This window comes from Bordetella genomosp. 5 (genome assembly GCF_002261475.1).
GTDB lineage: Bacteria > Pseudomonadota > Gammaproteobacteria > Burkholderiales > Burkholderiaceae_B > Bordetella.
In genome coordinates this window covers 159,004-182,499 of the sequence record NZ_NEVN01000013.1, presented here as the reverse complement: position 1 = coordinate 182,499, position 23,496 = coordinate 159,004, and the positions used below count along the sequence as shown (strand labels likewise).

Sequence of the window (23,496 nt, the reverse complement as noted above, 5' to 3'; positions counted from 1 at the left end):
CGGGGCGTGCGGGTCGAGGGCATGGCCGGAATTGTGGCATGCCCGCCGGCTCAGTTGGCCGGCCGCGGCAGGGCCTGCAAAAAGCGGCGCAGGATGCCGGCCGAGTAGACGCTCGCCACCTCCTGCAGAAAGCGGCGGAAATCCACCGTGGCGCTGTTGTCGGCGCGGTCCGACACCGTGCGCAGCACCGCGCAGGGCACGCCGAACTCATGACAGACCTGCGCCACCGCGGCGCCTTCCATTTCGACGCACAGGGCATCGGGCAGTTCGGCGCGCAGCCGCGTGAGCGTGGCGAGGTCGCCGACAAAGCAATCGCCGGTGGCGATCGGACCGCGCCGCACGGCGGGTGCGACGGCGCGGCCGTGGGCGTAGGCCGACAGAAAATCCTCGGCGCAGTGCGCCAGCAGCTCGGTCAGGGCCGCCTCGGTGCTGAAGTGCGTGCGGCCCAGCATCGGCACCTCGTAGCGCGCGAACAGCGGGCGCGCGTCGAGATCGTGCTGCAGCAGGGTGTCTCCGATGACCACGTCGCCCACCTGCACCTGCTCGTGAATGCCGCCCGCGACGCCGGTGAATACGACGGCGCGCACGCGGAACTCGTGCAGCAGCATGGCGGTGGTGGCGGCCGCGGCGACCTTGCCGATCCGGGTGAGTGCCAGCACACAGGGCTGGCCGCGCAGGACGCCCACGTGATAGTCGCGCATGCCGAGGCGCCGCACCGTGGCGGTCGGCCCCATTTCGGCCAGCAATTCCGTGATTTCTTCCGGCAGCGCGGCCAGGATTCCCAACATGACGTTCTTCCGTGGGCAGCGGCCCGGCTGATGACAGCTGCGCATTATGCCCTCGCCGGCGCGAAGCAGCCGGCCCGAAGGCGGGCGGCGCTTACCTCGAGGGGCGCGGCCCACGCATCCGGGCAAGGCCGCGACGGCTCACTGCCAGAGCAGGGCGTCGAGCGCTTCGACCAGGCGTTGCCGATAGCGCGGCAGCAGCGCGATCACGTCGTCGCGGCGGGTCTGCCAGGCCGCCTCGCCGGCGTCGGCCTCGGCACGCGGCTGGGCCCAGATGGGCGCCGGAAAGTGCCGGTCTTCGCGCCAGCGCGGGATCACGTGCCAGTGCAGATGGGGCACCATGTTGCCGAGCGACGCGAGATTGATCTTGTCCGGATGCAGCACGTCGCGCTGCACCTGTTCGACGGCCCAGACCGCGCGCATGAGCGCTTCGCGCCCATGGGTGGACAGGCTCGTCATTTCGGGGATGTGCCCCTGCCAGATCACACGCGCGAAGCCCGGGTAGTCGGGCTCGTCGACCTCGACCACGCGCAGATGCGCGCCCCGCCACAGCAGGGTGCCGCCGTCTTCGTTGCAGAGCGGGCAGGCGGGGTCGTGCGCGCTCATCCGAGCACCTTGCGGTATTGAATGAAGCCGGAGCGATCGGCGATGCGGTCGTAGAGCTGCATGGCGGTTTGGTTGCTCTCGTGCGTGAGCCAGTACACGCGCGCCGCGCTGTTGGCCTGGGCATCGGCATACACGCGCTCGATCAGCGCGCGGCCCACGCCGCGGCCGCGCACGTCGGGCGCGGCGAACAGATCCTGCAGGTAGACGTAATTGCCGGTGGTCCAGGTGGAGCGATGGTAGATCCAGTGCACCAGGCCGACGGCGCGTTCACCGTCGAAGGCGAGGGCGCAGTGCATGGGCTCGGCGGGATCCAGCAGGCGTTCCCAGGTGGTGCGGGTAACGTCGTCGGCGATGTCGACCTTGTAGAAGGCCTGGTAGCCCTTCCAGAGCGGCAGCCAGAGGTCGAAGTCGGCCTGCGTGATGGTGCGGATGTCGAGAGCGGAGGTCATGGGCGTGTCCTGGGAGGGGGTCAGAGCTTGTCTTCGAGTGCCTGGACGATATGGCGCAGCACCTGCAGGCGCGCATAGCGCTTGTCGTTGCTCGACACCAGATGCCAGGGCGCGTCGGGCATGTCGGTGCGCGCGAGCATTTCGTTGGCGGCCTGCGCGTAGTCGGGCCACTTTTTGCGGTTGCGCCAGTCGTCGGGCGTGATCTTGAACTGCTTGAACGGCGTGCGTTCGCGCTCCTTGAAGCGCTGCAGCTGCACGGCCGGCGTGACCGCCATCCAGAACTTCAGCACGATGGCGCCGTGGTCGGTGAGCTGGCGTTCGAAATCGTTGATCTCGCCATAGGCGCGGCGCCAGTCGGCGGGCGCGGCGTATTTCTCGACGCGTTCGACCAGCACGCGGCCATACCAGCTGCGGTCGAAGATCGCGATGCGGCCCTGGCGCGGCACGCGGCGCCAGAAGCGCCACAGGTACGGCCGGGCCAGCTCTTCGGGCAGCGGCGCGGCCACCGGGGTGATCTCGAACTGGCGCGCATCGAGCGCGCGCGTCACGCGCCGGATCGCGCCGCCCTTGCCGGCGGCGTCCTGGCCTTCGAAGGCCAGAATGAGCGAATGCGATTTGAATCTGTCGGAGCGCACCAGGCGCGCGAGCTGGCCTTGCAGCATACCCAGCTCGAGCTCGTAGTCGTGCTTTTCTTCGCGGGCCTCGTAGTCGAGTTCGCCCAGGCGATCCGGAATCCGCCCGGGGCGCACCGATTGCAGCGCGAAGGCCCGCGTCGCGCGCGGAATCGCGCGGCGCTTCATGGTGGCCAGCACGGCCTCGGCCGTGCGCACCATGCGCATGTTGGCGTCGGCGCTCGGAATCACGACCCAGGGCGCGTGATCGGTGTCGGTGTGCGCGAGCGCCACCTGGCCGGCATCGCAGATGCGGTCGTAGTGCTTGCGCACCTTGCGGTCGGCCGGCGTGATTTCCCAGGCGGTCTCGGGACTGGCCAGCAGGCGTTTGATCCGGCTGGATTGCGCATCCGCCGACAGGTGATACCAGAGCTTGACGATCTGCACGCCCTCGGCGGCCAGCAGGGCCTCGAAGCGCCGGATCTGCGCCGCGCAGGCCTCGATGCGTTCGGGGCGCTGTTTCTTGCGTGCCGCCTCCTTGAGCAGCGGCACATACCAGGAGCCGAACACGATGCCCGTCTGTCCTTTGGCGGGCAGCTCGTTCCAATAGCGCCAGAACGCCGGACGCGCGTTGTCGTCGCGATCGGGCGGGCCGTAGGCCAGCGTATGGATATGGCGCGGGTCCATCCATTCGTTGAGCTGATTGATGGTCTCGCCCTTGCCCGCGCCGTCGATGCCGGCCACCACGATCAGCAAGGTGCGATCGGCGCGCTTGAGCCGGTCGTACTGCGACCGCAGCAAAGCCACGCGCAAGCGGCTTTCCTGGGTTTTGAAGTCTTCCTTGGGCAGAACGGGATCGGCTTGCGCTTCGGCGAACATCATCGGTACACGGCGGATGGGAAAGCGGGGGACTCGCGATCGGCCGATGTTGCTGGATAACCGGCAGGGGCGCAAGTGCCACGCCAGCGTGCCGGGATGCGGCCAGCGGGGCGTTTACAGTCGGGCATTCATTTCTGAAAAGGTCACCGCACGTCACGGCATCATTCCGACCAAGCGCGACCTGCAGCGACGAACTAACGAGACTGGCGGCACCACCGCAGGCTCGAGGCCCGCAAGACCGATACCGAAAAACCTACAACGGGCTCGGAATCTTCAAGACCGGCGGCTGCACGATCCCCCCATTGAAGCAGAGTAGTTTATAAACTACAATCACAACATGATCGAATTGAAGCAGACAGACGTTTTTGAGAAATGGTTTGCTGATTTGAGGGACCAGCGCGCCAGGACTGCCATCGCGTCCCGTCTTGACCGACTGGCCTTTGGGCATGCGGGCGATGTCGAGCCGGTAGGCAAGGGCGTTAGCGAGCTTCGGATTCACTACGGCCCCGGATACCGGGTCTATTTTCAACGGCAAGGCAACACCATCATCGTGCTGCTGTGCGGTGGCGATAAGGACAGCCAGCGGCGGGACATAAAGGCCGCGCTGCGTCTTGCCGATGAATTGAGGAAATGAATATGACCGTGAAACTGACCACTTTCGACCCGGCCCAGCACCTGCAAACAGATGAAGCCATTGTGGATTTCATGGCGGAGGCGTTCGAGAGCAATGACCCCGCATATGTGGCGCATGCGCTTGGCGTGGTCGCCCGTGCGAAGGGAATGACGCAGATCGCCAATGACACCGGCCTGTCACGCGAGCAGCTGTATCGCTCCCTGAGCGAAGACGGCAACCCCACGCTGCGCACCGTGTTTACCGTGCTCAAGGTGTTGGGCGTCGAGCTGACCGCCAGGGGCCCAATTCTGCCTACAGCCGATCGACGGGGATCTTGAGATAGATCATGCCGTCGGGCTCGGCCGGGGGCAGGTGGCCCGCGCGGATGTTGACCTGGATGGATGGCAGGATCAGCGTGGGCATGCCCAGCGTGGCGTCGCGACGGGTGCGCATGGTCACGAAGGCCGCTTCGGTGACGCCGTCGTGCACGTGGATGTTGCCGGCGCGCTGTTCGGCCACGGTGGTCTGCCAGGCAGGCGAGCGGCCTTCGGGCGGGTAGTCATGGCAGACGAAGATGCGCGTGTCGGGCGGGAGCGCGAGCAGGCGCTGGATGGAGCGGTACAGCGACGTGGCGCTGCCGCCGGGGAAATCGCAGCGCGCCGTGCCCACGTCCGGCATGAAGAGCGTGTCGCCCACGAACACCGCGTCGCCGATGCGGTAGGCCAGATCGGCCGGCGTGTGACCCGGCACGTGCAGGCACTGCGCGGTGAGCGCGCCGATGGCGAACGACTCGCCATCGGCAAACAGATGGCCGAACTGCGAGCCATCCAGCGCGAACTCCGGCTCGAGGTTGAAGATGGGTTTGAACACGCCCTGCACGGTGCGGATGTGCTCGCCGATCGCGATGGTGCCGCCCAGCTCGCGCTGCAGCCACGGCGCGGCCGACAGGTGATCGGCATGCGCGTGGGTTTCGAGGATCCAGGCGGTGCTCAGGCCGAGCGCGCGTACGTGATCGCGAATGCGCGCCGCGCCCGTGGTGCGGGTGCGCCCCGACTTGGGATCGAAATCCAGGACCGGGTCGATCACCGCACAGGTGCCGCCCGGCGCATCGTGCACGACATAGGAGACCGTGCCGGTGGTGTCGTCGAAAAAGGCGTGGATGTGTGGCGTCATGGCGAATGCGGATCGGCGGCGCGATGGCCGCGCCGTTCGATCCATCATATCCGCTCGTCCCCGCGCGGGACAACGCGATCAGTCGTAGCTGCGCGCGTCCTCGATCACCTTGCCGTCGTTGGGCAGCGCGCCCGGCGCCGACCACTGCACGTCGGCGCGCAGCTTCGTCACCTCGCGCACCGACTCGGCGATGCGCGCGGCGAGCGCGTCGTCCGGCGCGTCGGATTCCACGTGCAGCACCATGCGATCGTTGCCGGTGGCGCCGCTCACGACCAGACGCGCCCGGCCGATGCCGGGATGGCGGCGCAGCACCTCGGCCACCTGCGACGGATGCACGAACATGCCGCGCACCTTGGTGGTCTGGTCGGCGCGGCCGAGCCAGCCGCGGATGCGCACGTTGGTGCGTCCGCATGGCGACGCGCCCGGCATGATGGCCGACAGATCGCCGGTGCCGAAGCGCACGAGTGGGTAGTCGGGATTGAGCGTGGTGACGACCACCTCGCCGACCTCGCCGTCCGGCACGGGCTCGCCGGTGCCGGGCCGCACGATCTCCAGAATCAGGTCCTCGCCCAGCACCAGGCCCTCGCGGGCCGGCGTCTCGAACGCGATCATGCCGAGATCGGCGCTGCCGTAGGCCTGGTAGCCCGCGATGCCGCGTGCCGCCAGCCAGTCGCGCAGCGAAGGGGGGAAGGCTTCGCCCGACACCAGCGCGCGCCGCAGCGAGTCCAGGCGCACGCCCAGTTCGTCGGCCTTCTCGAGAATGATCTTGAGAAAGCTGGGCGTGCCGGTGTAGCCCGACGGCGCGAGATCGGCGATGGCGCGCACCTGCTGTTCGGTCTGGCCGGTGCCGCCCGGAAACACGGTGCAGCCCACCGCATGCGCCGCCGTCTCCATCATGGAGCCGGCCGGCGTGAAGTGGTACGAGAAGCAGTTGTAGGCCAGCTCGCCCGCGCGAAAGCCGGCGGCATGCAGCGCGCGTGCGAAGCGCCAGTAGTCGGCGCGCCCGCTCTCGGGTTCGTAGATCGGGCCCGGCGATGCGAACACGCGCAACGCCTCGCCCCAGCCGATGGCGGAAAAGCCGCCGAAGGCCCGCTCGGGCCCCTGCGCCGTGGCGCTGGCGCGATGGGCCTGCTGACGCTCCAGCAGTTCGTGCTTGCGCAGCACCGGCAGCGTGGCCAGCGCCTCGCGGCTCGTGATCCGGGTGGCATCGATGCCGGCGAGATGCGCGGTCATGGCGCTCGCGCGGGCCTGGGCATGCGCGATGGCGCCCGGCAGGGCACGCATCAGCGCCTGCTCGCGTTCGGCCGGCGGTCGGGTTTCCAATGTGTCGAAGAACTCAGACATGGGTTCGCACCCTCAGATGTGCGTTTGGCGGGGTTTCCGTGGCCTGTCTCAGGCCAGCCAGCGTTTGCGCCGGCGGTAGAACTTCTGATCGCGAAAGCTCTTGCGTTCGCCGCTGGAAATGCCGAGATAGAACTCTTTGACGTCTTCGTTCTGCGCCAGCTCGGCCGCCGCGCCGTCCATCATGACGCGGCCGTTCTCGAGGATGTAGCCGTAGTCGGCGTAGCGCAGCGCGATGTTGGTGTTCTGTTCGGCGAGCAGGAAGCTCACGCGCTCGCGCTGGTTCAGGTCGCGCACGATCTCGAAGATCTCTTCGACGATCTGCGGCGCCAGTCCCATCGAGGGCTCGTCGAGCAGAATCATGTTGGGGCTCGCCATCAGCGCGCGGCCGATCGCGGTCATCTGCTGTTCGCCGCCGGACGTATAGCCCGACTGGCTGGTGCGGCGCTGCTTGAGCCGCGGGAAGTACTGGTACACGCGATCCAGGGCGGCGCTCACTTCGCCGCGCGAGAGCTTGCGCGTATAGGCGCCGGTGAGCAGGTTGTCTTCGACCGTGAGGTGGGCGAAGCAGTGCCGGCCCTCCATCACCTGCACCACGCCGCGCTTGACCAGCTCGGCGGGCGACAGCCGGTCGATGCGTTCGTCGCGATACTGGATCGAGCCCTTGGTCACGTCACCGCGTTCGCCCTTGAGCAGGTTCGAGACGGCGCGCAGCGTGGTGGTCTTGCCCGCGCCGTTGGCGCCGAGCAGCGCCACGATCGCGCCTTCCGGCACGCGCAGCGACACGCCCTTGAGCACCAGGATCACGTGGTTGTAGATCACTTCGATGCCGTTCACATCGAGCAGCACGCGGGCGGCCTCGGGGGCAGCGACAGGCTGGGGAGCTGCGGTCATGGGAAATCCTCGGTAAGGCGGCCGCCGGCAGCGCCGGCGGCCTGGGTGCATCAGGCGGCGCGCACGCCGCCGTCCATCAGCCCTCGCACTTGCGCGGCGTGATGTTCTTCTCCTTTGCGTACTTCGCGGCGGCTTCCTTCACGAGCGGATCGAGCAGCGCCTTGTCGGCCTGGTACCAATCGCTCTTGACCTCGAACTTCGCGCCGTCCCACTGCACGATGCGGGCCCAGTCATCGCCCATGTGGTTGGCGCACGAGGTCTTGACCGGACGCATGATGTCGCCAAACCCGAGTTCGTTCAGGCGATCCTGCGTGATGTTGAGGTTCTCGAAGCCCCAGCGCACCTGCTCCGGCGTGAGCGCCTTGCCCTTGCCGTACTTCTCCTGCGCGGTGCGGATGGCCTCGACCTGCATCATCGAGATCATCATGCCGCGCGTGTGCGCGATGGTGCCGAGCGTGTTCTTCGCCGTCTTGTCGGCGCCCTGGCCCTTGTCGTAGACGAACTTCTTCAGATCGTCGTAGACCTTGCCGGTGGCCGAGCTGTTGTGGATCGTGATGGCGTTGTAGCCCTTGGCGACGTCACCGAGGTCTTTCACGTCGCCTTCGGAGCCGGCCCACCAGATCGCGTACATCTTGTCGCGCGGGTAGCCGCTGGCCTGGGCTTCGCGGATGGCCGTGGGCGTCATGATGCCGGCGCTCCAGAGCAGCACGTAGGCCGGGCGCTGCTGCCGGATCTGCAGCCAGGTGGACTTCTGCTCCACGCCCGGCGCGGTCACCGGATACATCAGCAGCTCGAAGCCCTCTTTGGCGGCGCGCTTCTGCAACAGCGGGATCGGCTCCTTGCCGTAGGGCGAGTCGTGATAGACCAGGGCGATCTTCTTGCCCTTGAGCTTGTCCATCCCGCCTTCCTTCTTGGCGATGTCCTGGATCATCACGTCGGCCGCGGTCCAGTACGTGCCCAGCAGCGGGAAGTTCCATTCGAACACCGAGCCGTCGACCGATTGCGACAGGCCGTAGCCCATGGTCTCGACCGGCACCTTGTCGACGATGGCCTTGTCGCTCACGGCGAACGTGATGCCGGTCGACTGCGTGTCGAAGCCCGAGGCGCCGGTGCCGCGGCCCTTCAGGCGCTCGTAGCATTCCACGCCGCGGTCGGTGGCGTAGGCGGTTTCGCATTCCTCGTAGGTGATCTTGACGCCGTTGACGCCGCCGTCGCGCTCGTTCACCAGCTTCAGGTAATCGAGCTTGCCATCGGCCCACGGAATGCCCAGCGGCGCGAACGAGCCCGTGCGATACACCAGCAGGGGCACGAACTGCTCCTCGGCGGCGAGCACCGGGGTGGCGATGGCGCCCAGTGCGCCGGTCGCGGCCATGACGGCAGCCGCCAGTTTCAGGTTGAGTCGCTTCATCTCCATATACCTCCTGCGTGGTGTTCGAGTCGGACACCGGGGTTGGCCCGGTCTACGCCGGGTGTCGTGATTGCGTGGTCCGCGCGCCATGCGCGGGCCGCACGCGAAACCATCAATGCGGGAAAGGCCAGATGCGAAGTTTTTCTTTGCCGATGCTCCAGAGCCGCGCCAGCCCGTGGGGCTCCGCGATCAGGAAGAACACGATGAGCGCGCCGAACACCATGTGCTCGACGTGAGCGGCGGTATCGACCGACATCGACATGCCGAGCATGTGCGGAATATTGGTGAGCGCCACCGGCACGAGCACGATGAACGCGGCGCCGAAGAAGCTGCCGAGGATCGAGCCCAGTCCGCCGATGATGACCATGAAGAGCAGCTGGAACGAGCGGTTCAGGTCGAAGGCGAGCGGCTCCCAGGAGCCCAGGTGGATGTAGCCCCACAGCGCGCCGGCCACGCCGACGATGAACGAACTCACCGCGAACGCCGACAGCTTGGCGTACATCGGCCGGATGCCGATCACCGCGGCGGCCACATCCATGTCGCGGATCGCCATCCACTGGCGGCCAATCGCGCCACGCACGAGGTTCTTCGCCAGCAGCGTGAACACCACCACCAGGATCAGCACGAACAGGTACTTCTCCAGCGCGCTTTGCACCGGCAGGCCGAAGGCGGTGAGCGGCGGCACCGAGACGTTGCCCGACGAGGAGTAGTTGGTGAAGAACGGAATGCGCAGAAACGCCCAGTCGACGAAGAACTGCGCCGCCAGGGTGGCGACCGCCAGGTAGAGCCCGCGGATGCGCAGGCTGGGAATGCCGAAGACCACGCCCACCAGCGTGGCGAAGCAGCCGCCCAGCAGGATCTGCAGCAGCAGCGGCATGCCCGGAAAGCGCACGCCGAAGTTCCAGGCGGCGTAGGCGCCCACCGCCATGAAGGCGCCGGTACCGAGCGAGATCTGGCCGCAATAGCCCACCAGAATGTTGAGGCCGACCGCGGCCAGCGCCAGGATCAGGAAGGGGATCAGAATGGCGCGCAGCAGGTAGTCGCTGGCGAGCGCCGGGATGGCGACGAAGGCCACGGCGAGCAGCAGGGCCATGACGATGCGGTCCTGGCGGATCGGAAAGATCTGCTGGTCGGCGCGATAGCTGGTCTTGAACTGGCCGTTTTCGCGGTAGAACATATTTTTATCCTCAGACCCGATCGATGATCTTTTCGCCGAACAGCCCTTGCGGACGGAACAGCAGGAACACCAGCGCCAGCACGTAGGCAAACCAGATTTCGATGCCGCCGCCCACCAGCGAACCCAGGTAGACCTCGGACACCTTTTCGCCCACGCCGATGATGAGGCCGCCGATGATGGCGCCCGGTACGGAGGTCAGGCCGCCCAGGATCACGACCGGCAGGGCCCGCAGCGCCGCGGTCGAGAGCGTGAACTGCACGCCGAACTTCGATCCCCAGATGATGCCGGCCACCAGCGCCACCAGGCCCGCCACGCTCCACACGATGACCCAGATGCGATTGAGCGGGATGCCGATGGACTGCGCGGCCTGGTGATCGTCGGCCACCGCGCGCAGCGCCCGGCCCGTGGAGGTGAACTGGAAGAAGAGCGCCAGCGCGGCGACCAGCAGCGCGGCGATCACCGCCGCGGTGAGATCCTCGAGATTGATGAGCAGGCCGCCCTCGAACACCGATTCGAGAATGATCGCGGGATCCTTCGGCATGCCGACGTTGATCGAGTACACCGAGCTGCCGAAGGCGATCTGGCCCAGGCCATCGAGAAAGTAGCTGATGCCCAGCGTCGCCATGAGCAGCGTGGTGGCCTCCTGGTTGACCAGGTGGCGCAGCACGAAGCGCTCGATCGCGATCGCCAGCACGAACATCAGCAGCGCGCTCACGATGAAGGCGAGCACGTTGGCGATCAGCATGTGCTCGAAGCCCAGCCACCGCGGGATCCACTCCGAGAAGCGCGCCATCGAGAGCGCGGCCACGAGCACCATGGCGCCCTGCGCGAAGTTGAAGACGCCCGATGCCTTGAAGATCAGTACGAAACCCAGCCCGATGAGCGCGTACAGCATGCCGCTCATCAGTCCGCCGAATACCGTTTCCAGGAAGAATGCCATGCCCAATCCCCAGATGTTGTCGTTGTGCGCGCGTGCGCCTGTGTGCGGTCCGAGGCCCTAGTGCGACTGCACGCCCAGATAGGCGCGGATCACATCGGGATGGGTACGGACTTCGTCGGGCGTGCCATCGCCGATCTTCTTGCCGTAATCGAGCACCACCACGCGGTCGGAGATATCCATCACCACGCCCATGTCGTGCTCGATGAGCACGATCGTGGTGCCGAACTCGTCGTTCACATCGAGGATGAAGCGGCTCATGTCCTGCTTCTCTTCGATGTTCATGCCCGCCATGGGTTCGTCGAGCAGCAGCAGGCGCGGCTCCATCGCGAGCGCCCTGCCGAGGTCCACGCGCTTTTGCAGGCCATAGGGCAGACGCCCCACGGGCACCTTGCGGTAGGCCTGGATCTCGAGGAAGTCGATGATGTTCTCGACGAACTGGCGATGGCGGGTTTCCTCGCGTTCGGCCGGGCCCAGGCGCAGCGCCTGTGCGAGCAGACCCGACTTCATGCGCAGATTGCGTCCGGTCATGATGTTGTCGAGCACGCTCATGCCCTTGAAGAGCGCGAGGTTCTGGAACGTGCGCGCGATGCCCATTTCGGCGGCCCGGCGCGGGTTCATGCGCGAGAAGCGCTGGCCGCGCAGCTCGATGCCGCCCTGTTGCGGGGTATAGACGCCGTTGATCACGTTGAGCATCGAGCTCTTGCCGGCGCCGTTGGGGCCGATGATGGCGCGGATCTCGTGCTCGCGCACGTCGAACGAAATGTCGGTGAGTGCGCGCACGCCGCCGAACGACAGTGAGATGTTCTGCATGTCGAGCATCACGGCGCCGATGCGCTGGTCGCGGGAGAGTTGGCTGTTCATGTCAGGCGGCCCGGGCGGTGATGGCGGGATAGGTCTTGGCGGGCTCGATATGCAGATCGGCCGAGATGCTGCCGACCCGGCCGTCCTCGAACTTGACCTCGGTCTCGATGAACTGCGAGGTCCGGCCTTCGTAGAGCGCGTCGATCAGTACGCCGTACTTCTGCGCGATGAACGCGCGCCGCACCTTGCGGGTACGCGTGAGCTCGTCGTCGTCGGGATCGAGCTCTTTGTGCAGGATCAGGAAGCGCGAGACCTGCGAGGCCGCCAGGCGCGGATCCTGCGCGAGGTCGGCGTTGACACGCTCGACGCAATCGCGGATCAAGGCGTAGACCTCTTTTTTGCCGGCCAGATCGGTGTAGCCGGCATACGGCAGGCCGCGGCGCTCGGCCCAGTTGCCGACGGCCTCGAGATCGATGTTGATGAAGGCGCAGACCTCGTCGCGATTGGCGCCGAAGGCCACGGCCTCTTTGATGTGCGGGAAGAACTTGAGCTTGTTCTCGATGTACTTGGGCGCGAACAGGCTGCCATCGGCGAGCTTGCCCACGTCTTTCGCGCGGTCGATGATCTTGAGCTGGCCGTCGGTGTCGAGATAGCCGGCGTCGCCCGTGTGGAACCAGCCTTCGGCGTCGCGCGCCTCGGCGGTGGCGCTCGGGTTGCGGTAATACTCCTTGAACAGCCCCGGGCTCTTGACCAGGATCTCGCCGTTCTCGGACACCTTGATTTCCACACCGGGCACGGGCGGACCGACGGTGTCGTCGCGCACCTGACCATCGGGCTGCACGCACACGAACACCGAGGTTTCGGTCGAGCCGTACAGCTGCTTGAGGTTGATGCCGATCGAACGATAGAACACGAACAGGTCGGGCCCGATCGCCTCGCCGGCGGTGTAGGCCACGCGGACGCGGCTCATGCCGAGCGCGTTGCGCAAGGGGCCGTAGATGAAGACATCGCCCAGCCGGTAGCGCAGCCGGTCCCAGGCGTTGACCGAATCGCCGTCGAGGATGCGCGTGCCCACGCGGCGCGCCAGCGCCATGCAGGCGCCGAACAGCTTGCGCTTGATCCAGCCCGCATCTTCCATGCGGATCATCACGTGCGTGAGCAGGCCTTCGAGCACGCGCGGCGGCGCGAAGTAATAGGTGGGGCCGATGTCGCGCATGTCGATCGACACGGTGTCGGGCGACTCGGGATGATTGACCGTGAAGCCCGAGACGAGCAATTGCGTGTACGAGAACATGTTCTGGCCGATCCAGGCGGGCGGCAGATAGGCCAGCACGTCCTCGGCGTCGGTCAGCCGCTCCATCTCGGAAACCGCGCGTGCGCGGTCGATCAGCGCGTGGTGCGTGAGCACGACGCCCTTGGGCTTGCCGGTGGTGCCCGAGGTATAGAACATCGCGGCGGGATCGTGGGGCTGCACGGCGGCCACGGCGCGCTCATGAAAATCGGGGTGGGCCTGCGCGTGCGCGCGGCCCTGTTCGAGCAACTGATCGAACGACTTCAGCAGCGGGTCGGCGTAATGGCGCAGACCGCGCGGATCGTCGTAGACCACATGCGCGAGCGCCGGGCACTGCGCCCGCACCTCGAGCATCTTGTCGACCTGCTCCTGATCTTCGACGACCGCGACGCGCACTTCGGCGTCCTGCAGCACATAGACCATCTCTTGCGCCACGGCATCCTGATAGAGCGGCACCGGGATCGCGCCGAGCGATTGCGCGGCCATCATGGCGATGTAGAGGCGCGGGCGGTTCTCGCCGATCACGGCCACGTGCATGCCCGGCTCGATGCCGAGCGCGGACAGGCCGTGCGCGATGGTGCGCGCCTGCTCGGCAACCTCTGACCACGTGAGCGTCTGCCAGATGCCGAGGTCTTTCTCGCGGATGGCCGGGCGCGAGCCGCGCACCCGGGCGTGTTCAAGCAACAGCGCAGGAAAAGTCTGCGCAGCTGCCGGCTTCATGGCTGAAGCGGGCTGAGAAGGCGCCACGTTGTCTCCTGTCCGTTCTGACTGCCACGTGAGCCTTGCGCGTGATGCGCGCCCCGCGGCATGCCGACCGGTTCGTTTTAGATTTACGGCAGCACTTAAGGTATAAGGTTGGGTTGCTACCGACTGTCACCATCACGACATTCCAGGAACATTTAGGGTATTCCCGATGCAGCTTGCCGAATCGCTCCAGCTCGCCGCCGCATGGTTCCGCGTGCTCGATCCCGCACAGCAGGCGCGGGTGGAGCGCGACGTGTCCGTGCAGCAAGTGCAAGCCGGCTCGATCATAGAGCGCAAAGGCGATCTGGCCCAGGCCTGGATCGGCGTGCTCGCGGGTCTGGTCAAGGTGTCGGTGGGCAATGCCGAAGGCAAGGTCGCGTCGCTCACCGGCGTGCCGGCCGGCGGCTGGATCGGCGAGGGCTCGCTGCTCAAGCGCGAGGTCCGCAAATACGATGTGGTCGCGCTGCGTGATTCGGTCGTGGCGCGCCTGCCCGCGGCCACGTTCGAGTGGCTGCTCGACAGCAGCATTCCGTTCAATCGCTATCTGCTGCACCAGCTGAACGAGCGCGTGGCGCAGTTCATCGGCAAGGCCGAGCACGATCGCCTGCTCGATCCGGATGCGCGCGTCGCGCGCTGCCTCGCCGAACTCTTCAATCCGCTGCTGTATCCGGGCATGGGCATGCGCCTGGCCATCACGCAGGAAGAAGTGGGCTATCTGGCGCGCGTGTCGCGTCAGCGCGCCAACCAGGCGCTGCGCAAGCTCGAAGAGGCGGGGCTGCTGCAGGTGGAATACGGCGCCGTGCGCGTGCAGGACCTCGATGGCTTGAAGCGCTACGGCGCCGATGCGGTGATGAGCGACGAGCCCTGAGCCGCCTCAGTGGCCGCCGCCCAGATAAGCGGCCACCACGGCGGGATCATGCTTGAGCTGCTCCGCCGGCCCGTGCACCGAGATGCGGCCGTTTTCCAGCACATAGCCATAGTCGGCCACGTTCAGCGCGGCCGCGGCGAACTGCTCCACCAGCAGCATGGTCACGCCCTGCTCCTTGAGCCTCGCGATGATGCGGAACACCTCTTCGACCAGGATGGGCGCCAGGCCCATCGACGGTTCGTCGAGCAGCACCAGCTCGGGGCTCAGCATGATGGCGCGCGCCATGGCCAGCATCTGCTGCTCGCCGCCCGACAGCGTGCCGGCCAGCTGATCGCGCCGCTCTTTCAGGCGCGGAAACAGATCCATGGCGCGGTCGAGATCGCCGGGCACGTCGCCTCGGGGACGCCGGCCGGTGAGGCGCGGAAACGCGCCCAGCAGCAGATTGTCGGTCACCGACAGCGAAGGAAACACGCGCCGGCCTTCGGGTGAGTGGGCCAGGCCGAGCCGCGCGATCTGGTGCGACTCCATGCCATCGATACGGCGACCGCCCAACGAGATTTCGCCCGCGCTCGTGGGGATCATGCCCGAGAGTGCCCGCATGGTCGTGGTCTTGCCCGCGCCGTTGGAGCCGATCAGGGTCACCACCTTGGCGCGCGGCACTTCGAGGCTGATGCCGTGCAGGACCTTGACCTTGCCGTAGCCGGCTTCGAGATTCTTGATTGAGAGCATCGTTCGTCTTCCCGCTTATGCTTGCGCGCCGCCCAGATAGGCTTCGATGACTTTGGGATTGGCCTGGACTTCGGCCGGCAGGCCCTCGGCGATCTTCTGGCCGAAGTCGAGCACGGACACGGTGTCGCACACGCCCATCACCACGTCCATGTGATGCTCGATCAGGATCAGCGTGATGCCGTGGTCGCGCACCTTGCGGATGATGGTGAGCAGCTCCGCGATGTCCGGCGCGGTCAGGCCGGCGGCGGGCTCGTCCAGCAGCAGCAGCTGCGGGTCGAGCGCGAGTGCGCGCGCGATCTCGAGCAGGCGCTGCTTGCCGTAGGGCAGGTTGCGCGCCTCCTCGTCGGCCAGCCCGTCCAGACCCACGAACTCGAGCAGCGCCAGCGCGCGGGCTCGCGCACGCTGCTCTTCGTTCTTCCAGCGCGCGGTGCGCAACGCGATGTTGGCCAGCCCCGTGGTGAAGGTGTGGTGCAGGCCGACCAGCACGTTCTCCAGCGCCGTCATCTCACCGAACAGCTGGACGTTCTGGAAGGTCCGCGCCACGCCATGCGCGGCGATGTCGGCCGGGGTCTTGCCCACCAGCGACTTGCCGCCGAACTCCACGCTGCCCGCCGTGGGAATGTAGATGCCGGTCAGCACGTTCATCATGGTGCTCTTGCCGGAGCCGTTGGGTCCGATGAGGCCGTGGATGGTGCCGCGGCGCACGTGCAGATCCACCTGATTGAGGGCCTTGAGGCCGCCGAACTGCATCAGCACACCGCGCGCCGACAGCAGCTCTTCGGCAGCACCGGCGCCCGCCTGCGGCACGGCTTCGGTGTGGTCGGCGAGCTCCTGGCGCACCTTGAGCGCCGCGCGCCGCGTCGAGAAGAACTGCTGCCGTACGAAGCCCACGATGCCATCGGGCAGGTAATACACCACGAACAGGATCATCAGCCCGAAGATGCTGAGGCGCCAGTCGGTCAGCGCCTCGAGCCAGTACGAAAACACGGCGAGCGCGATGGTGCCCACCACCGGCACGGCCACCCGGCGCGGCGCCACCTGGCCGCGCGACACGGCCAGCGCGCAGCCGGCCGTCACCACGATGGCGACCGTCAGCGCGATCATGCGGAAGGTGCCGATGTCATCGAGCATCTTGGGCAGCAGCACGATGATGGACGCGCCCAGCAGCGCGCCGGTGCGGGTCTTGCGGCCGCCCATGATGATGGCGAGCAGGAACAGGATCGTGAGTTCGAAGTTGTAGGTGTTGGGCGAGATGTACTGTTCGGAGTAGCTGTACAGCGCGCCCGCCAGCCCGGCGAAGCCGGCGCTGATCACGAACGCGATCACCTTGTGTCGATACACCGACACGCCCATGCAATCGGACGCGATCGGGCTGTCGCGCAGCGCCTCGAAGGAGCGGCCCAGGTGCGACTTGAGGATGCGGTGCACCACGATGAGCGCCAGCACCAGCATCAGGGCCACCAGCCAGAAGTATTCCTGCCGGCTCAGGACATGGCCCGCGATCGAGGGCTTGTTGATCTTGATGCCGAGCGGGCCTTCCGTGAGGAACGTCATCTCGTTGATCAGGATCTGGATGATGGTGCCGAACGCCAGCGTCACCATGGCCAGGTACGGCCCCGTGACGCGCAGGGCGGGCAGGGCCAGCACCGCGCCGAACACCGCGGCCACCGCGATGGCGGCGGGCACGGTGACCCAGATCGGCATGCCGAGATGGAAGAACAGCACGCCCGCCACGTACGAGCCGATGCCGAAGAGGCCGGCATGGCCGAGCGAGACCTGGCCGGTATACCCCACCACGATGTCGAGCCCGAACAGCAGGATCGCGTAGATCATGATGGTTTCGATGAGGTGCAGGTAGTACGTGTTCGTGATGGCCAGCGGAATGGCGGCCAGGCACACGACCCCCACGGTGGTAAGCGCAAGATGCAACGGTTTCATGGCTTACACCTTCTTGATGGCGGTCTTGCCGAACAGGCCGGCGGGTTTGAAGGCGAGGACCAGCAACAGCAGCACCAGTCCGGGCACGTCCTTGTAGCCGGTCGAGAGGTAGAAGCCGGTGGTGGTCTCGGCGATGCCCAGGATCAGGCCGCCCACCACCACGCCCATGCCGCTGGACAGCCCGCCGATGATGGCGACCGCGAAGGCCTTCAGGCCCAGCACGGCGCCCATGGTGGCGCCGGTCAGCGTGAGCGGCGCCACCAGCACGCCGGCGAACGCGGCGGTCAGGGACGACATCGCATACGAGAAGGTGATCATCAGCCCGGTGTTGATGCCCATCAGGCCGGCGGCGCTGCGATCGTTCGACGTGGCGACGAAGGCCTTGCCGTAGATGGACTTGCGGTTGAACAGCTCGACCAGCAGCATCATGGCGAGTGCGCCGAACACCACCAGCAGTTCCATGGGCAGCACATTGGCGCCCAGCAGCGAGATCGGTGCCTCGGGCAGGGGCGACGGGAAGCGCAGGTCGTCACGGCCCCAGACGTTCTCGGCCACGTTGCGGAAGATGATGCCCAGCGCGATCGTGGCCATGATCCAGCCGAACTCGGAGCGCGTCTTGATGGCCGGCCGCACCCCCACGCGTTCGACGAACGCGCCCTGCGCGAAGCCGAACAGGCACACGATGGGAATCATGACCCAGTAGTTCACGCCCAGCCCCACCAGCGTGAGCCCGACCAGGGCCCCGAGCATGAGGGATTCGCCCTGACCGAAATTCAGGGTGCCGGAGGTGGCGAAAGTGAGCTGGTAGCCGAACGCGATGACGGCATAGATCATGCCGAGCGCGATGCCGCTATAGATGAGCTGTAGAAGAATCATCGTGATGTGCGCCGATCGAAAACGCGCCCATCGCCGTCGCGCGATGGGCCGGACCGCCAGGGCGCGGCCGCGCCGCCGGACGATGCCGGACGGGCGACGCGCTTGCTGCCGTGGCTGCGGGAGCGGATGGGAGGGTTACTGCGCCTTGACCACGCGACCGCCCTTGACCTCGCCGATGGTGACTTCCTTGGGGGTGATGGCGTCGTGGTTGTCGTGCGAGAACGGCTTGTTGTAGGTCATGACCACGCCCTCGACCGGCGTCTGCAGATTCTCGAGCGCCTCGCGCACTTTCACGCCGTCGGTCGAGTTGGCCTGCTTGATGGCGGCGGCCAGCAGGTAGATCGAGTCATAGCCCTGGGCGGCCGACACCGGCGAATCGATCCGGTTGTTCTTGGGCTTGAACTTCGCCAGATAGGCGTCGATGAACGCCTTGCGCTTGGGCGTGTCCGGATCCTGGATGAAGGTCTGCGGCATGCGCGCGCCCTCGCCGTTGGTGCCGGAGTTGTCGATGTAGTTGGCCATCGACAACGTCCAGCTGCCCACCATCGGCACCTTCCAGCCCAGCTTGGCCATGCCGTTGGCGATCTGCGCCAGCTCGGGACCGATACCGTAGGTGAGCACGGCTTCGGCGCCCGCCGCCTTCGACTTCAGCAGCTGCGGCGTCATGTCGACGTCTTTGATGTTGAACTTCTCGACGGCCACGGCCTTGATGCCCTTGGCGGCCAAAGCCTTCTCCAGATCCTCGCGGCCAAGCTGGCCGTAGTTGGTGGAGTCGGCCAGGATGGCGACCTTCTTGAAGCCGCGGCGCGTGATCGCCTCTTCGACGATCATCGGCGCCTGGATGCTGTCGTGCGCCGCGTTGCGGAACACGTAGTTGTCCTTGTATTCGGGCGCCTTGAACTGGTGCGTGATCACGCTGCCGGTGGCCACGTTGTTCATCACCGGAATCTTGGCGTCCTGATAGAAGCGTTGCGAGGCCAGGGCCACGCCGGTGTTGATGTAGCCCACCGTGGCCGCCACCTGCTCCTTGTTGATGAGCTCCTGGGCGATCTGCACGCCGCGTTCATTCTTGGCTTCGTCGTCGCGCTCGACCGCGACGAGCTGGCGGCCCAGCACGCCACCGTTCTTGTTGATCTCTTCGATGGCCAGGCGCACGCCGTCGCGCATGCTCACGCCCATGGAGGAGGAGCCGCCCGTGAAGGGGCCGGCCACGCCGATCTTGATGGGATCGGCCGCGTGTGCCGCGGTCGACAGGGCAACAACCAGAGTTCCTGCAAGCAGCTTCAAACGAAAATCCATGATGTCTCCGTTATATCTAATGAACTGCATGAAAAACGGGTGCCGGCGCCTGGCGGCGGGGTTGCTGCGAGATCGGGCGCGCTCCTTTTTATGTGCGGCTTACTTTGTGCCGAAATGCTTACGCGAAACTTATGCTTGTGCGTCTTATCGCGTAAATCCCTACGCCTGACGGCGCGGGCGGGAAACTAATTCCGGCGAGGGCGGAATTATTTTCCGTATACGGGCGCACCGCGCCCGCTGATCTGTATCCGTGCGGGGATGGTTGCGCGCGCAAGCGACCCGGACCGGTGCGGCGACGGTCCGGCCGGAGGGGGGCGCGTCAGCGCGCGGCCGAGACGGTCGGGTCGATACGCGCCGGAAACGCCGCCGCCAGCCAGTCTATGAACACCCGCAGCCGATGCGTGAGATGGCGGTTCTGCGGGTACACCACATGGAACGGGTAGGCGGCTGGCCGCCACGCGCGCAGCACCTCGACCAGCTTGCCGCTGCGCAGCGCGGGTGCGGCGCAATAGGTGAATGTCTGGACCAGGCCCAGGCCGGCCCGGCAGGCGGCCAGATGGGCGTTGCTCTCATTGACGCCGAGACGATGCTCGAGCTTGAACTCGGTTTTCTGACCGTCGCGCTCGAAGCGCCAGGGCATGGCCCGGCCGTTGCGCGTGGAGACGTAGCTGATGAGGCGATGTCCGTTCTTCAGCTCGTCGGGATAGGCGGGCACACCGAACTGCTTCAAGTAAGACGGCGTCGCGCAGGTGATCAGGGTGGCCTGTCCGATCGCGCGCGCCACCAGCGACGAATCGTCGAGCGGGCCGCCACGGATCACGCAGTCGACGTTGTCGCCGATCAGATCGACCGCGCGGTCCGACACGCCCAGGTCGATGCGGATGTCGGGGTAACGCGCCATGAAGTCGGGCAGGGCCGGGATCAAAACATCGGTGGCGGTCGACGAGCCCACGTCGATGCGCAGCGCGCCCCGAGGGCGGCCGCGCTCGGCATTGAAGGCCGAATCAATGTCGTCGAGCTCTTTCAGCAGACGGCTGGTCTTCTCGTAATAGGCATTGCCTTCGGGCGTGACCGACAGGCGCCGCGTGGTCCGATGCAGCAACCTGGCGCCGACGTGCGCCTCCAGATCCTGCACCAGCTTGCTGACGGTCGCCTTGGGCATGTCGAGTGAATCGGCGGCGCGCGTGAAGCTGCCCGCCTCGACGACGCGGGCAAAGGTGCGGATGGCGAGGAGCTGGTCCATGGCAATGGGCTAGATTGTCTATAGGTATGGATAATCTTTTCGATCTTAGCCGGTTATGGATGGTTCGGGCGGGCATAGAGTTCAGTCATGGCGTTTGCACCGCAGCGGATGAACCGGGCGGCGACGCGAACCTCGATCCCTCGAATCAAAGGAAACCATCATGACGAACGCACTCCAAGGAAAAATCGCACTCGTGACCGGCGGCACGTCGGGCATCGGCCTGGCCACCGCGCTGGAGCTCGTGGCGCAGGGCGCCCGGGTCTACATCACCGGCCGCCGCCAGGCCGAGCTCGATGCGGCCGTGGCCGCCATCGGACCGGCGGCCACGGGCATACGCGCCGACGCGGCCGTGCCGGCGGACCTCGATACGGTGTATGCGCGGATCGCGCGCGATGTCGGCCGGCTCGATGTGTTGTTCGCCAGTGCGGGCGGTGGCGACATGATGCCGCTGGGCGCCATCACGGAGGAGCACTTCGACCGCATCTTCGGCAGCAATGTGCGGGGCGTGCTGTTCACCGTGCAGAAGGCCTTGCCGCTGCTGGTGGACGGTGGCGCCGTGATCCTGACGGGTTCCACCGTCTCGATCCAGGGCACCGCCAACTTCAGCGTCTACAGCGCCAGCAAGGCCGCCGTGCGCAACTTCGCGCGCTCCTGGGCGCTCGACCTCAAGGATCGCGGCATCCGCGTCAATGTGGTGAGCCCCGGCCCGATCCGCACGCCGGGTCTGGGCGGATTGGTCGACGCCTCGCAGCGCCAGGGTCTGTTCGACCATCTGGCATCGCAGGTCCCGCTGGGCCGTCTGGGCGAGCCCGGCGAAGTGGGCAAGGCCGTAGCGTTCCTCGCGTCCGACGCCGCCAGCTTCATCAATGGCGTCGAGCTCTTCGTGGACGGCGGCATGGCGCAGGTCTAAGGCCAGGCCGAGACGCGCTGGCAGAGCTTGTGCAGCCAGTACGAGAAATCGCGGGCACCGGGTTGCAGCGCCTTGCGCGCTTCGGTGCACAGGTAATACTGCGACCCGCCCGGCGAGCTCGTGCCGCACAGGCGCACCAGCTTGCGTTCGTCCAGCCATTCGGCGGCCAGCGTGCGGCGTGTCAGCGCCACGCCCTGGCCGGCGTGCGCGGCGGCCAGCATCATGCCCAGATCCACCAGCCAGACGCCGCGCGCGGGCTCGGGCCAATTGAGGCGGGCGGCATCGAACCACGGGCGCCAGGGCTCCATGGGGCAGCGCAGCAGGGCGGCGCGCGCCAGGTCGGCCGGGCGTTCGAACGGCCCATGGCGCTTGAGATAAGTGGGCGAACACACCGGGAACACCGCGTCGTCGGTCAGGCGTTCCGCATGCAGGCCCGGATAGTGGCCGTTGCCGAAGCGTATCCACAGATCCGCGTTGGGCGGCGTGATTTCCAGATAGGGCACCGACAGCAGGATCTCGAGGTCGACGTGCGGATGGCTGTCGGTGAATTCGGGCAGATAGGGGATCAGCACCTGCCGCGCGAAGGTCGGCGTGGACACCACCCGCAGCGGCTCGGTCGCGGGCTCGCTGCGCGCGCGCAGCGATGCCGCCGAGAGCAGCCCGAGCGCGCTGCGCACCTGTTCGAGGTATTCGCGTCCCGCGGCGGTGAGGGCCGCGCCGCGCCCGCCACGAGAAAACAGCGTCGTGCCGAGCAGAGTCTCGAGGGCGCCGATGCGTTTGCCGACCGCGCTGGCCGTGACGCCGAGCTCGGCGCTGGCGCGTTCGAAAGAGCCCAGACGGGCGACGGCTTCGAAGGCCTGGATGGCAGCGAGCGGGGGCAGGCGGACATCGCGGGGATCGCGCATGGACATAGCACGCACGGTGCCTGCGCGCAGGCAGGCGGTGGTTGAGGTCGCGCCATTATAGAAACGGGGTGCAGGCCCGCACCCCGGGGAAAACGATAGTGACGCAGACGCCGGTGAAGGCGTCGGACCAGGATGGCCGGGCCGGGCCGCGCAGGCCGGGCCGCGCCGCGCAGGCCGGGCCGGGCCGCGCAGGCCGCGCACGCCGCCCCGTGACCTCCTGCCGGGTCAGCCGGCCAGGCCGCCGCGTGCCAGCGAGAACGCCAGGCCGGCCATCACCAGGGCGATCAGGCCATCCAGCACCCGCCAGGCCCGAGCGTCGTTGAACAGCGGCGCGAACAGACGCGAGCCGATGCCGAGCACGGCCAGCCACAGCAGGCTGGCGCACAGGACCCCGCTGGCGTAGGCCATGCGGGCGTCGTCGAAGCCGTGGGCCAGCGAGCCGACCACCATCATGTCGAGCCAGAAATGCGGATTGAGCAGCGAAAAGCCGATGGCGCCGAGCAGCGCGGCACCGCGCGACGGGACCGCCGCGCGGCAGGCGGCGAGGCTGCCGCCACGCCACGCGCGCCTGGCCGATTGCACGCCGTACCACGCGAGAAAGCTCACGCCGAACCACAGCACGATCTGGGTCAGGCTGGGAAACCATTCGGTCAGGACCTGCAGGCCCCAGACGCTGCTGAAGATGAACACCGCATCGATGACCGCGCAGACGGCCAGGATGCTGAGCAGATGGGCACGCATGAGGCCCTGGCGCAGGATGAAGGCGCTCTGGGCGCCGACCACGGCGAACAGGCCGAGACCGGTGGCCGCGCCGCTGGACCAGGCGGTGAAGAAAGCGGGGGAGGAGAGGGTGAACATGGAGACCTGCCACTGCAAATGAACAAGCCGTGCTGGGCGCACGGCTGGAATGCAGGTATTCTCGCGCGCTGAAGAGCTGAAATACAGCTAATTTCCTTTAACCATATTAAGCAAAGCTTAATCGGTCTGCCGGCAGCGGACGCGATGAGCCGGCGAGC

23 protein-coding genes are annotated in these 23,496 nt (G+C 66.8%); 4 read left to right on the top strand and 19 right to left on the bottom strand.

Features of this window, described 5'->3' with window-relative positions; all coding sequences use genetic code 11:
• Positions 1-50 precede the first annotated feature (50 nt).
• From CEK29_RS21800 to pap, 4 genes are all read right to left on the bottom strand, one after another.
• A complete protein-coding gene (locus CEK29_RS21800) occupies positions 51-788 on the bottom strand; it encodes a 5'-methylthioadenosine/adenosylhomocysteine nucleosidase (RefSeq protein ID WP_094859323.1) in 738 nt (245 codons plus the stop codon).
• Between the two features lie 138 nt (positions 789-926).
• Complete coding sequence (locus CEK29_RS21795) at positions 927-1,391, bottom strand: HIT family protein (RefSeq protein ID WP_094804697.1); 465 nt, start codon at positions 1,389-1,391, stop codon at positions 927-929.
• Positions 1,388-1,840, bottom strand: coding sequence for a GNAT family N-acetyltransferase (locus CEK29_RS21790; RefSeq protein WP_094859322.1), 453 nt, complete (start codon positions 1,838-1,840; stop codon positions 1,388-1,390). The genes CEK29_RS21795 and CEK29_RS21790 overlap by 4 nt, the downstream gene beginning before the upstream one ends.
• A gap of 20 nt (positions 1,841-1,860) precedes the next feature.
• Positions 1,861-3,330: a polyphosphate:AMP phosphotransferase gene (gene pap, locus CEK29_RS21785; RefSeq protein ID WP_094804773.1), complete on the bottom strand. Its 1,470-nt coding sequence runs from the start codon at positions 3,328-3,330 to the stop codon at positions 1,861-1,863.
• Between the two features lie 337 nt (positions 3,331-3,667).
• On the opposite strand from pap, the gene CEK29_RS21780 reads away from it, so the two are divergent.
• Together CEK29_RS21780 and CEK29_RS21775 are read left to right on the top strand one after the other, a co-directional pair.
• Positions 3,668-3,964, top strand: coding sequence for a type II toxin-antitoxin system RelE/ParE family toxin (locus CEK29_RS21780; RefSeq protein WP_094859321.1), 297 nt, complete (start codon positions 3,668-3,670; stop codon positions 3,962-3,964).
• A 2-nt stretch (positions 3,965-3,966) separates the two neighbouring features.
• Positions 3,967-4,281 carry an addiction module antidote protein gene (locus CEK29_RS21775; RefSeq protein ID WP_094859320.1) on the top strand — a complete coding sequence of 105 codons (315 nt, stop codon included), beginning with the start codon at positions 3,967-3,969 and terminating at the stop codon, positions 4,279-4,281.
• On the opposite strand, the gene CEK29_RS21770 is transcribed toward CEK29_RS21775, so the two are convergent.
• The 8 genes from CEK29_RS21770 to CEK29_RS21735 all read right to left on the bottom strand — a co-directional run bounded on the left by CEK29_RS21770 (position 4,256) and on the right by CEK29_RS21735 (position 13,715).
• The gene (locus CEK29_RS21770) at positions 4,256-5,116 is read right to left on the bottom strand and encodes an MBL fold metallo-hydrolase (RefSeq protein WP_094859319.1); all 861 of its coding nucleotides are present in this window, start codon (positions 5,114-5,116) and stop codon (positions 4,256-4,258) included. The two genes, CEK29_RS21775 and CEK29_RS21770, sit on opposite strands and share 26 nt — an antisense overlap.
• A gap of 78 nt (positions 5,117-5,194) precedes the next feature.
• The gene (locus CEK29_RS21765) at positions 5,195-6,460 is read right to left on the bottom strand and encodes a phenylacetate--CoA ligase family protein (RefSeq protein ID WP_094859318.1); all 1,266 of its coding nucleotides are present in this window, start codon (positions 6,458-6,460) and stop codon (positions 5,195-5,197) included.
• A 48-nt stretch (positions 6,461-6,508) separates the two neighbouring features.
• On the bottom strand, positions 6,509-7,351 hold the full coding sequence (locus CEK29_RS21760) for an ABC transporter ATP-binding protein (protein ID WP_094804685.1): 843 nt from the start codon (positions 7,349-7,351) through the stop codon (positions 6,509-6,511).
• 76 nt (positions 7,352-7,427) lie between these two features.
• The gene (locus CEK29_RS21755; protein ID WP_094804683.1) at positions 7,428-8,765 is read right to left on the bottom strand and encodes an ABC transporter substrate-binding protein; all 1,338 of its coding nucleotides are present in this window, start codon (positions 8,763-8,765) and stop codon (positions 7,428-7,430) included.
• 106 nt (positions 8,766-8,871) lie between these two features.
• Entirely contained in the window at positions 8,872-9,936 is a 1,065-nt protein-coding gene (locus tag CEK29_RS21750) for a branched-chain amino acid ABC transporter permease (RefSeq protein ID WP_094804681.1), read from the bottom strand.
• Positions 9,937-9,946: 10 nt separating this feature from the next.
• Positions 9,947-10,876, bottom strand: a complete 930-nt coding sequence (locus CEK29_RS21745) for a branched-chain amino acid ABC transporter permease (RefSeq protein WP_094859317.1) — start codon at positions 10,874-10,876, stop codon at positions 9,947-9,949.
• A 57-nt stretch (positions 10,877-10,933) separates the two neighbouring features.
• Positions 10,934-11,737 (bottom strand): ABC transporter ATP-binding protein, encoded by an 804-nt coding sequence (locus CEK29_RS21740; RefSeq protein ID WP_094804677.1) that lies wholly within the window; start codon positions 11,735-11,737, stop codon positions 10,934-10,936.
• A gap of 1 nt (position 11,738) precedes the next feature.
• On the bottom strand, positions 11,739-13,715 hold the full coding sequence (locus tag CEK29_RS21735) for an AMP-dependent synthetase/ligase (protein ID WP_094859316.1): 1,977 nt from the start codon (positions 13,713-13,715) through the stop codon (positions 11,739-11,741).
• Between the two features lie 166 nt (positions 13,716-13,881).
• Here CEK29_RS21735 and CEK29_RS21730 point away from each other — a divergent pair, with 166 nt between their 5' ends.
• A complete protein-coding gene (locus CEK29_RS21730; protein ID WP_094859315.1) occupies positions 13,882-14,580 on the top strand; it encodes a Crp/Fnr family transcriptional regulator in 699 nt (232 codons plus the stop codon).
• A gap of 6 nt (positions 14,581-14,586) precedes the next feature.
• Here CEK29_RS21730 and CEK29_RS21725 read toward each other — a convergent pair whose 3' ends face one another.
• The 5 genes from CEK29_RS21725 to CEK29_RS21705 form a co-directional block, all read right to left on the bottom strand.
• Positions 14,587-15,309 (bottom strand): ABC transporter ATP-binding protein, encoded by a 723-nt coding sequence (locus tag CEK29_RS21725; RefSeq protein WP_094804671.1) that lies wholly within the window; start codon positions 15,307-15,309, stop codon positions 14,587-14,589.
• Positions 15,310-15,324: 15 nt separating this feature from the next.
• Positions 15,325-17,247, bottom strand: a complete 1,923-nt coding sequence (locus CEK29_RS21720; RefSeq protein ID WP_094859314.1) for a branched-chain amino acid ABC transporter ATP-binding protein/permease — start codon at positions 17,245-17,247, stop codon at positions 15,325-15,327.
• 3 nt (positions 17,248-17,250) lie between these two features.
• Positions 17,251-18,123 carry a branched-chain amino acid ABC transporter permease gene (locus CEK29_RS21715; RefSeq protein ID WP_094804667.1) on the bottom strand — a complete coding sequence of 291 codons (873 nt, stop codon included), beginning with the start codon at positions 18,121-18,123 and terminating at the stop codon, positions 17,251-17,253.
• Positions 18,124-18,258: 135 nt separating this feature from the next.
• A complete protein-coding gene (locus CEK29_RS21710) occupies positions 18,259-19,422 on the bottom strand; it encodes an ABC transporter substrate-binding protein (protein WP_094804665.1) in 1,164 nt (387 codons plus the stop codon).
• Positions 19,423-19,741: 319 nt separating this feature from the next.
• The gene (locus tag CEK29_RS21705; RefSeq protein ID WP_094859313.1) at positions 19,742-20,665 is read right to left on the bottom strand and encodes a LysR family transcriptional regulator; all 924 of its coding nucleotides are present in this window, start codon (positions 20,663-20,665) and stop codon (positions 19,742-19,744) included.
• Between the two features lie 160 nt (positions 20,666-20,825).
• Here CEK29_RS21705 and CEK29_RS21700 point away from each other — a divergent pair, with 160 nt between their 5' ends.
• Entirely contained in the window at positions 20,826-21,575 is a 750-nt protein-coding gene (locus CEK29_RS21700; RefSeq protein ID WP_094859312.1) for an SDR family NAD(P)-dependent oxidoreductase, read from the top strand.
• Here the strand turns inward: CEK29_RS21700 and CEK29_RS21695 are convergent.
• Both CEK29_RS21695 and CEK29_RS21690 read right to left on the bottom strand, forming a co-directional pair.
• Complete coding sequence (locus tag CEK29_RS21695) at positions 21,572-22,480, bottom strand: LysR substrate-binding domain-containing protein (protein WP_094859462.1); 909 nt, start codon at positions 22,478-22,480, stop codon at positions 21,572-21,574. The genes CEK29_RS21700 and CEK29_RS21695 overlap by 4 nt on opposite strands.
• 225 nt (positions 22,481-22,705) lie before the next feature.
• Positions 22,706-23,338: a LysE/ArgO family amino acid transporter gene (locus CEK29_RS21690; protein WP_094804769.1), complete on the bottom strand. Its 633-nt coding sequence runs from the start codon at positions 23,336-23,338 to the stop codon at positions 22,706-22,708.
• Positions 23,339-23,496 lie beyond the last annotated feature (158 nt).

Excerpts from the sequence above, each read along its gene's own strand:
- CEK29_RS21800 (WP_094859323.1), bottom strand. The coding sequence starts at position 788 with ATGTTGGGAATCCTGGCCGCGCTGCCGGAAGAAATCACGGAATTGCTG.
- CEK29_RS21795 (WP_094804697.1), bottom strand. The coding sequence starts at position 1,391 with ATGAGCGCGCACGACCCCGCCTGCCCGCTCTGCAACGAAGACGGCGGC.
- CEK29_RS21790 (WP_094859322.1), bottom strand. The coding sequence starts at position 1,840 with ATGACCTCCGCTCTCGACATCCGCACCATCACGCAGGCCGACTTCGAC.
- pap (WP_094804773.1), bottom strand. The coding sequence starts at position 3,330 with ATGTTCGCCGAAGCGCAAGCCGATCCCGTTCTGCCCAAGGAAGACTTC.
- CEK29_RS21780 (WP_094859321.1), top strand. The coding sequence starts at position 3,668 with ATGATCGAATTGAAGCAGACAGACGTTTTTGAGAAATGGTTTGCTGAT.
- CEK29_RS21775 (WP_094859320.1), top strand. The coding sequence starts at position 3,967 with ATGACCGTGAAACTGACCACTTTCGACCCGGCCCAGCACCTGCAAACA.
- CEK29_RS21770 (WP_094859319.1), bottom strand. The coding sequence starts at position 5,116 with ATGACGCCACACATCCACGCCTTTTTCGACGACACCACCGGCACGGTC.
- CEK29_RS21765 (WP_094859318.1), bottom strand. The coding sequence starts at position 6,460 with ATGTCTGAGTTCTTCGACACATTGGAAACCCGACCGCCGGCCGAACGC.
- CEK29_RS21760 (WP_094804685.1), bottom strand. The coding sequence starts at position 7,351 with ATGACCGCAGCTCCCCAGCCTGTCGCTGCCCCCGAGGCCGCCCGCGTG.
- CEK29_RS21755 (WP_094804683.1), bottom strand. The coding sequence starts at position 8,765 with ATGGAGATGAAGCGACTCAACCTGAAACTGGCGGCTGCCGTCATGGCC.
- CEK29_RS21750 (WP_094804681.1), bottom strand. The coding sequence starts at position 9,936 with ATGTTCTACCGCGAAAACGGCCAGTTCAAGACCAGCTATCGCGCCGAC.
- CEK29_RS21745 (WP_094859317.1), bottom strand. The coding sequence starts at position 10,876 with ATGGCATTCTTCCTGGAAACGGTATTCGGCGGACTGATGAGCGGCATG.
- CEK29_RS21740 (WP_094804677.1), bottom strand. The coding sequence starts at position 11,737 with ATGAACAGCCAACTCTCCCGCGACCAGCGCATCGGCGCCGTGATGCTC.
- CEK29_RS21730 (WP_094859315.1), top strand. The coding sequence starts at position 13,882 with ATGCAGCTTGCCGAATCGCTCCAGCTCGCCGCCGCATGGTTCCGCGTG.
- CEK29_RS21725 (WP_094804671.1), bottom strand. The coding sequence starts at position 15,309 with ATGCTCTCAATCAAGAATCTCGAAGCCGGCTACGGCAAGGTCAAGGTC.
- CEK29_RS21720 (WP_094859314.1), bottom strand. The coding sequence starts at position 17,247 with ATGAAACCGTTGCATCTTGCGCTTACCACCGTGGGGGTCGTGTGCCTG.
- CEK29_RS21715 (WP_094804667.1), bottom strand. The coding sequence starts at position 18,123 with ATGATTCTTCTACAGCTCATCTATAGCGGCATCGCGCTCGGCATGATC.
- CEK29_RS21710 (WP_094804665.1), bottom strand. The coding sequence starts at position 19,422 with ATGGATTTTCGTTTGAAGCTGCTTGCAGGAACTCTGGTTGTTGCCCTG.
- CEK29_RS21705 (WP_094859313.1), bottom strand. The coding sequence starts at position 20,665 with ATGGACCAGCTCCTCGCCATCCGCACCTTTGCCCGCGTCGTCGAGGCG.
- CEK29_RS21700 (WP_094859312.1), top strand. The coding sequence starts at position 20,826 with ATGACGAACGCACTCCAAGGAAAAATCGCACTCGTGACCGGCGGCACG.
- CEK29_RS21695 (WP_094859462.1), bottom strand. The coding sequence starts at position 22,480 with ATGCGCGATCCCCGCGATGTCCGCCTGCCCCCGCTCGCTGCCATCCAG.
- CEK29_RS21690 (WP_094804769.1), bottom strand. The coding sequence starts at position 23,338 with ATGTTCACCCTCTCCTCCCCCGCTTTCTTCACCGCCTGGTCCAGCGGC.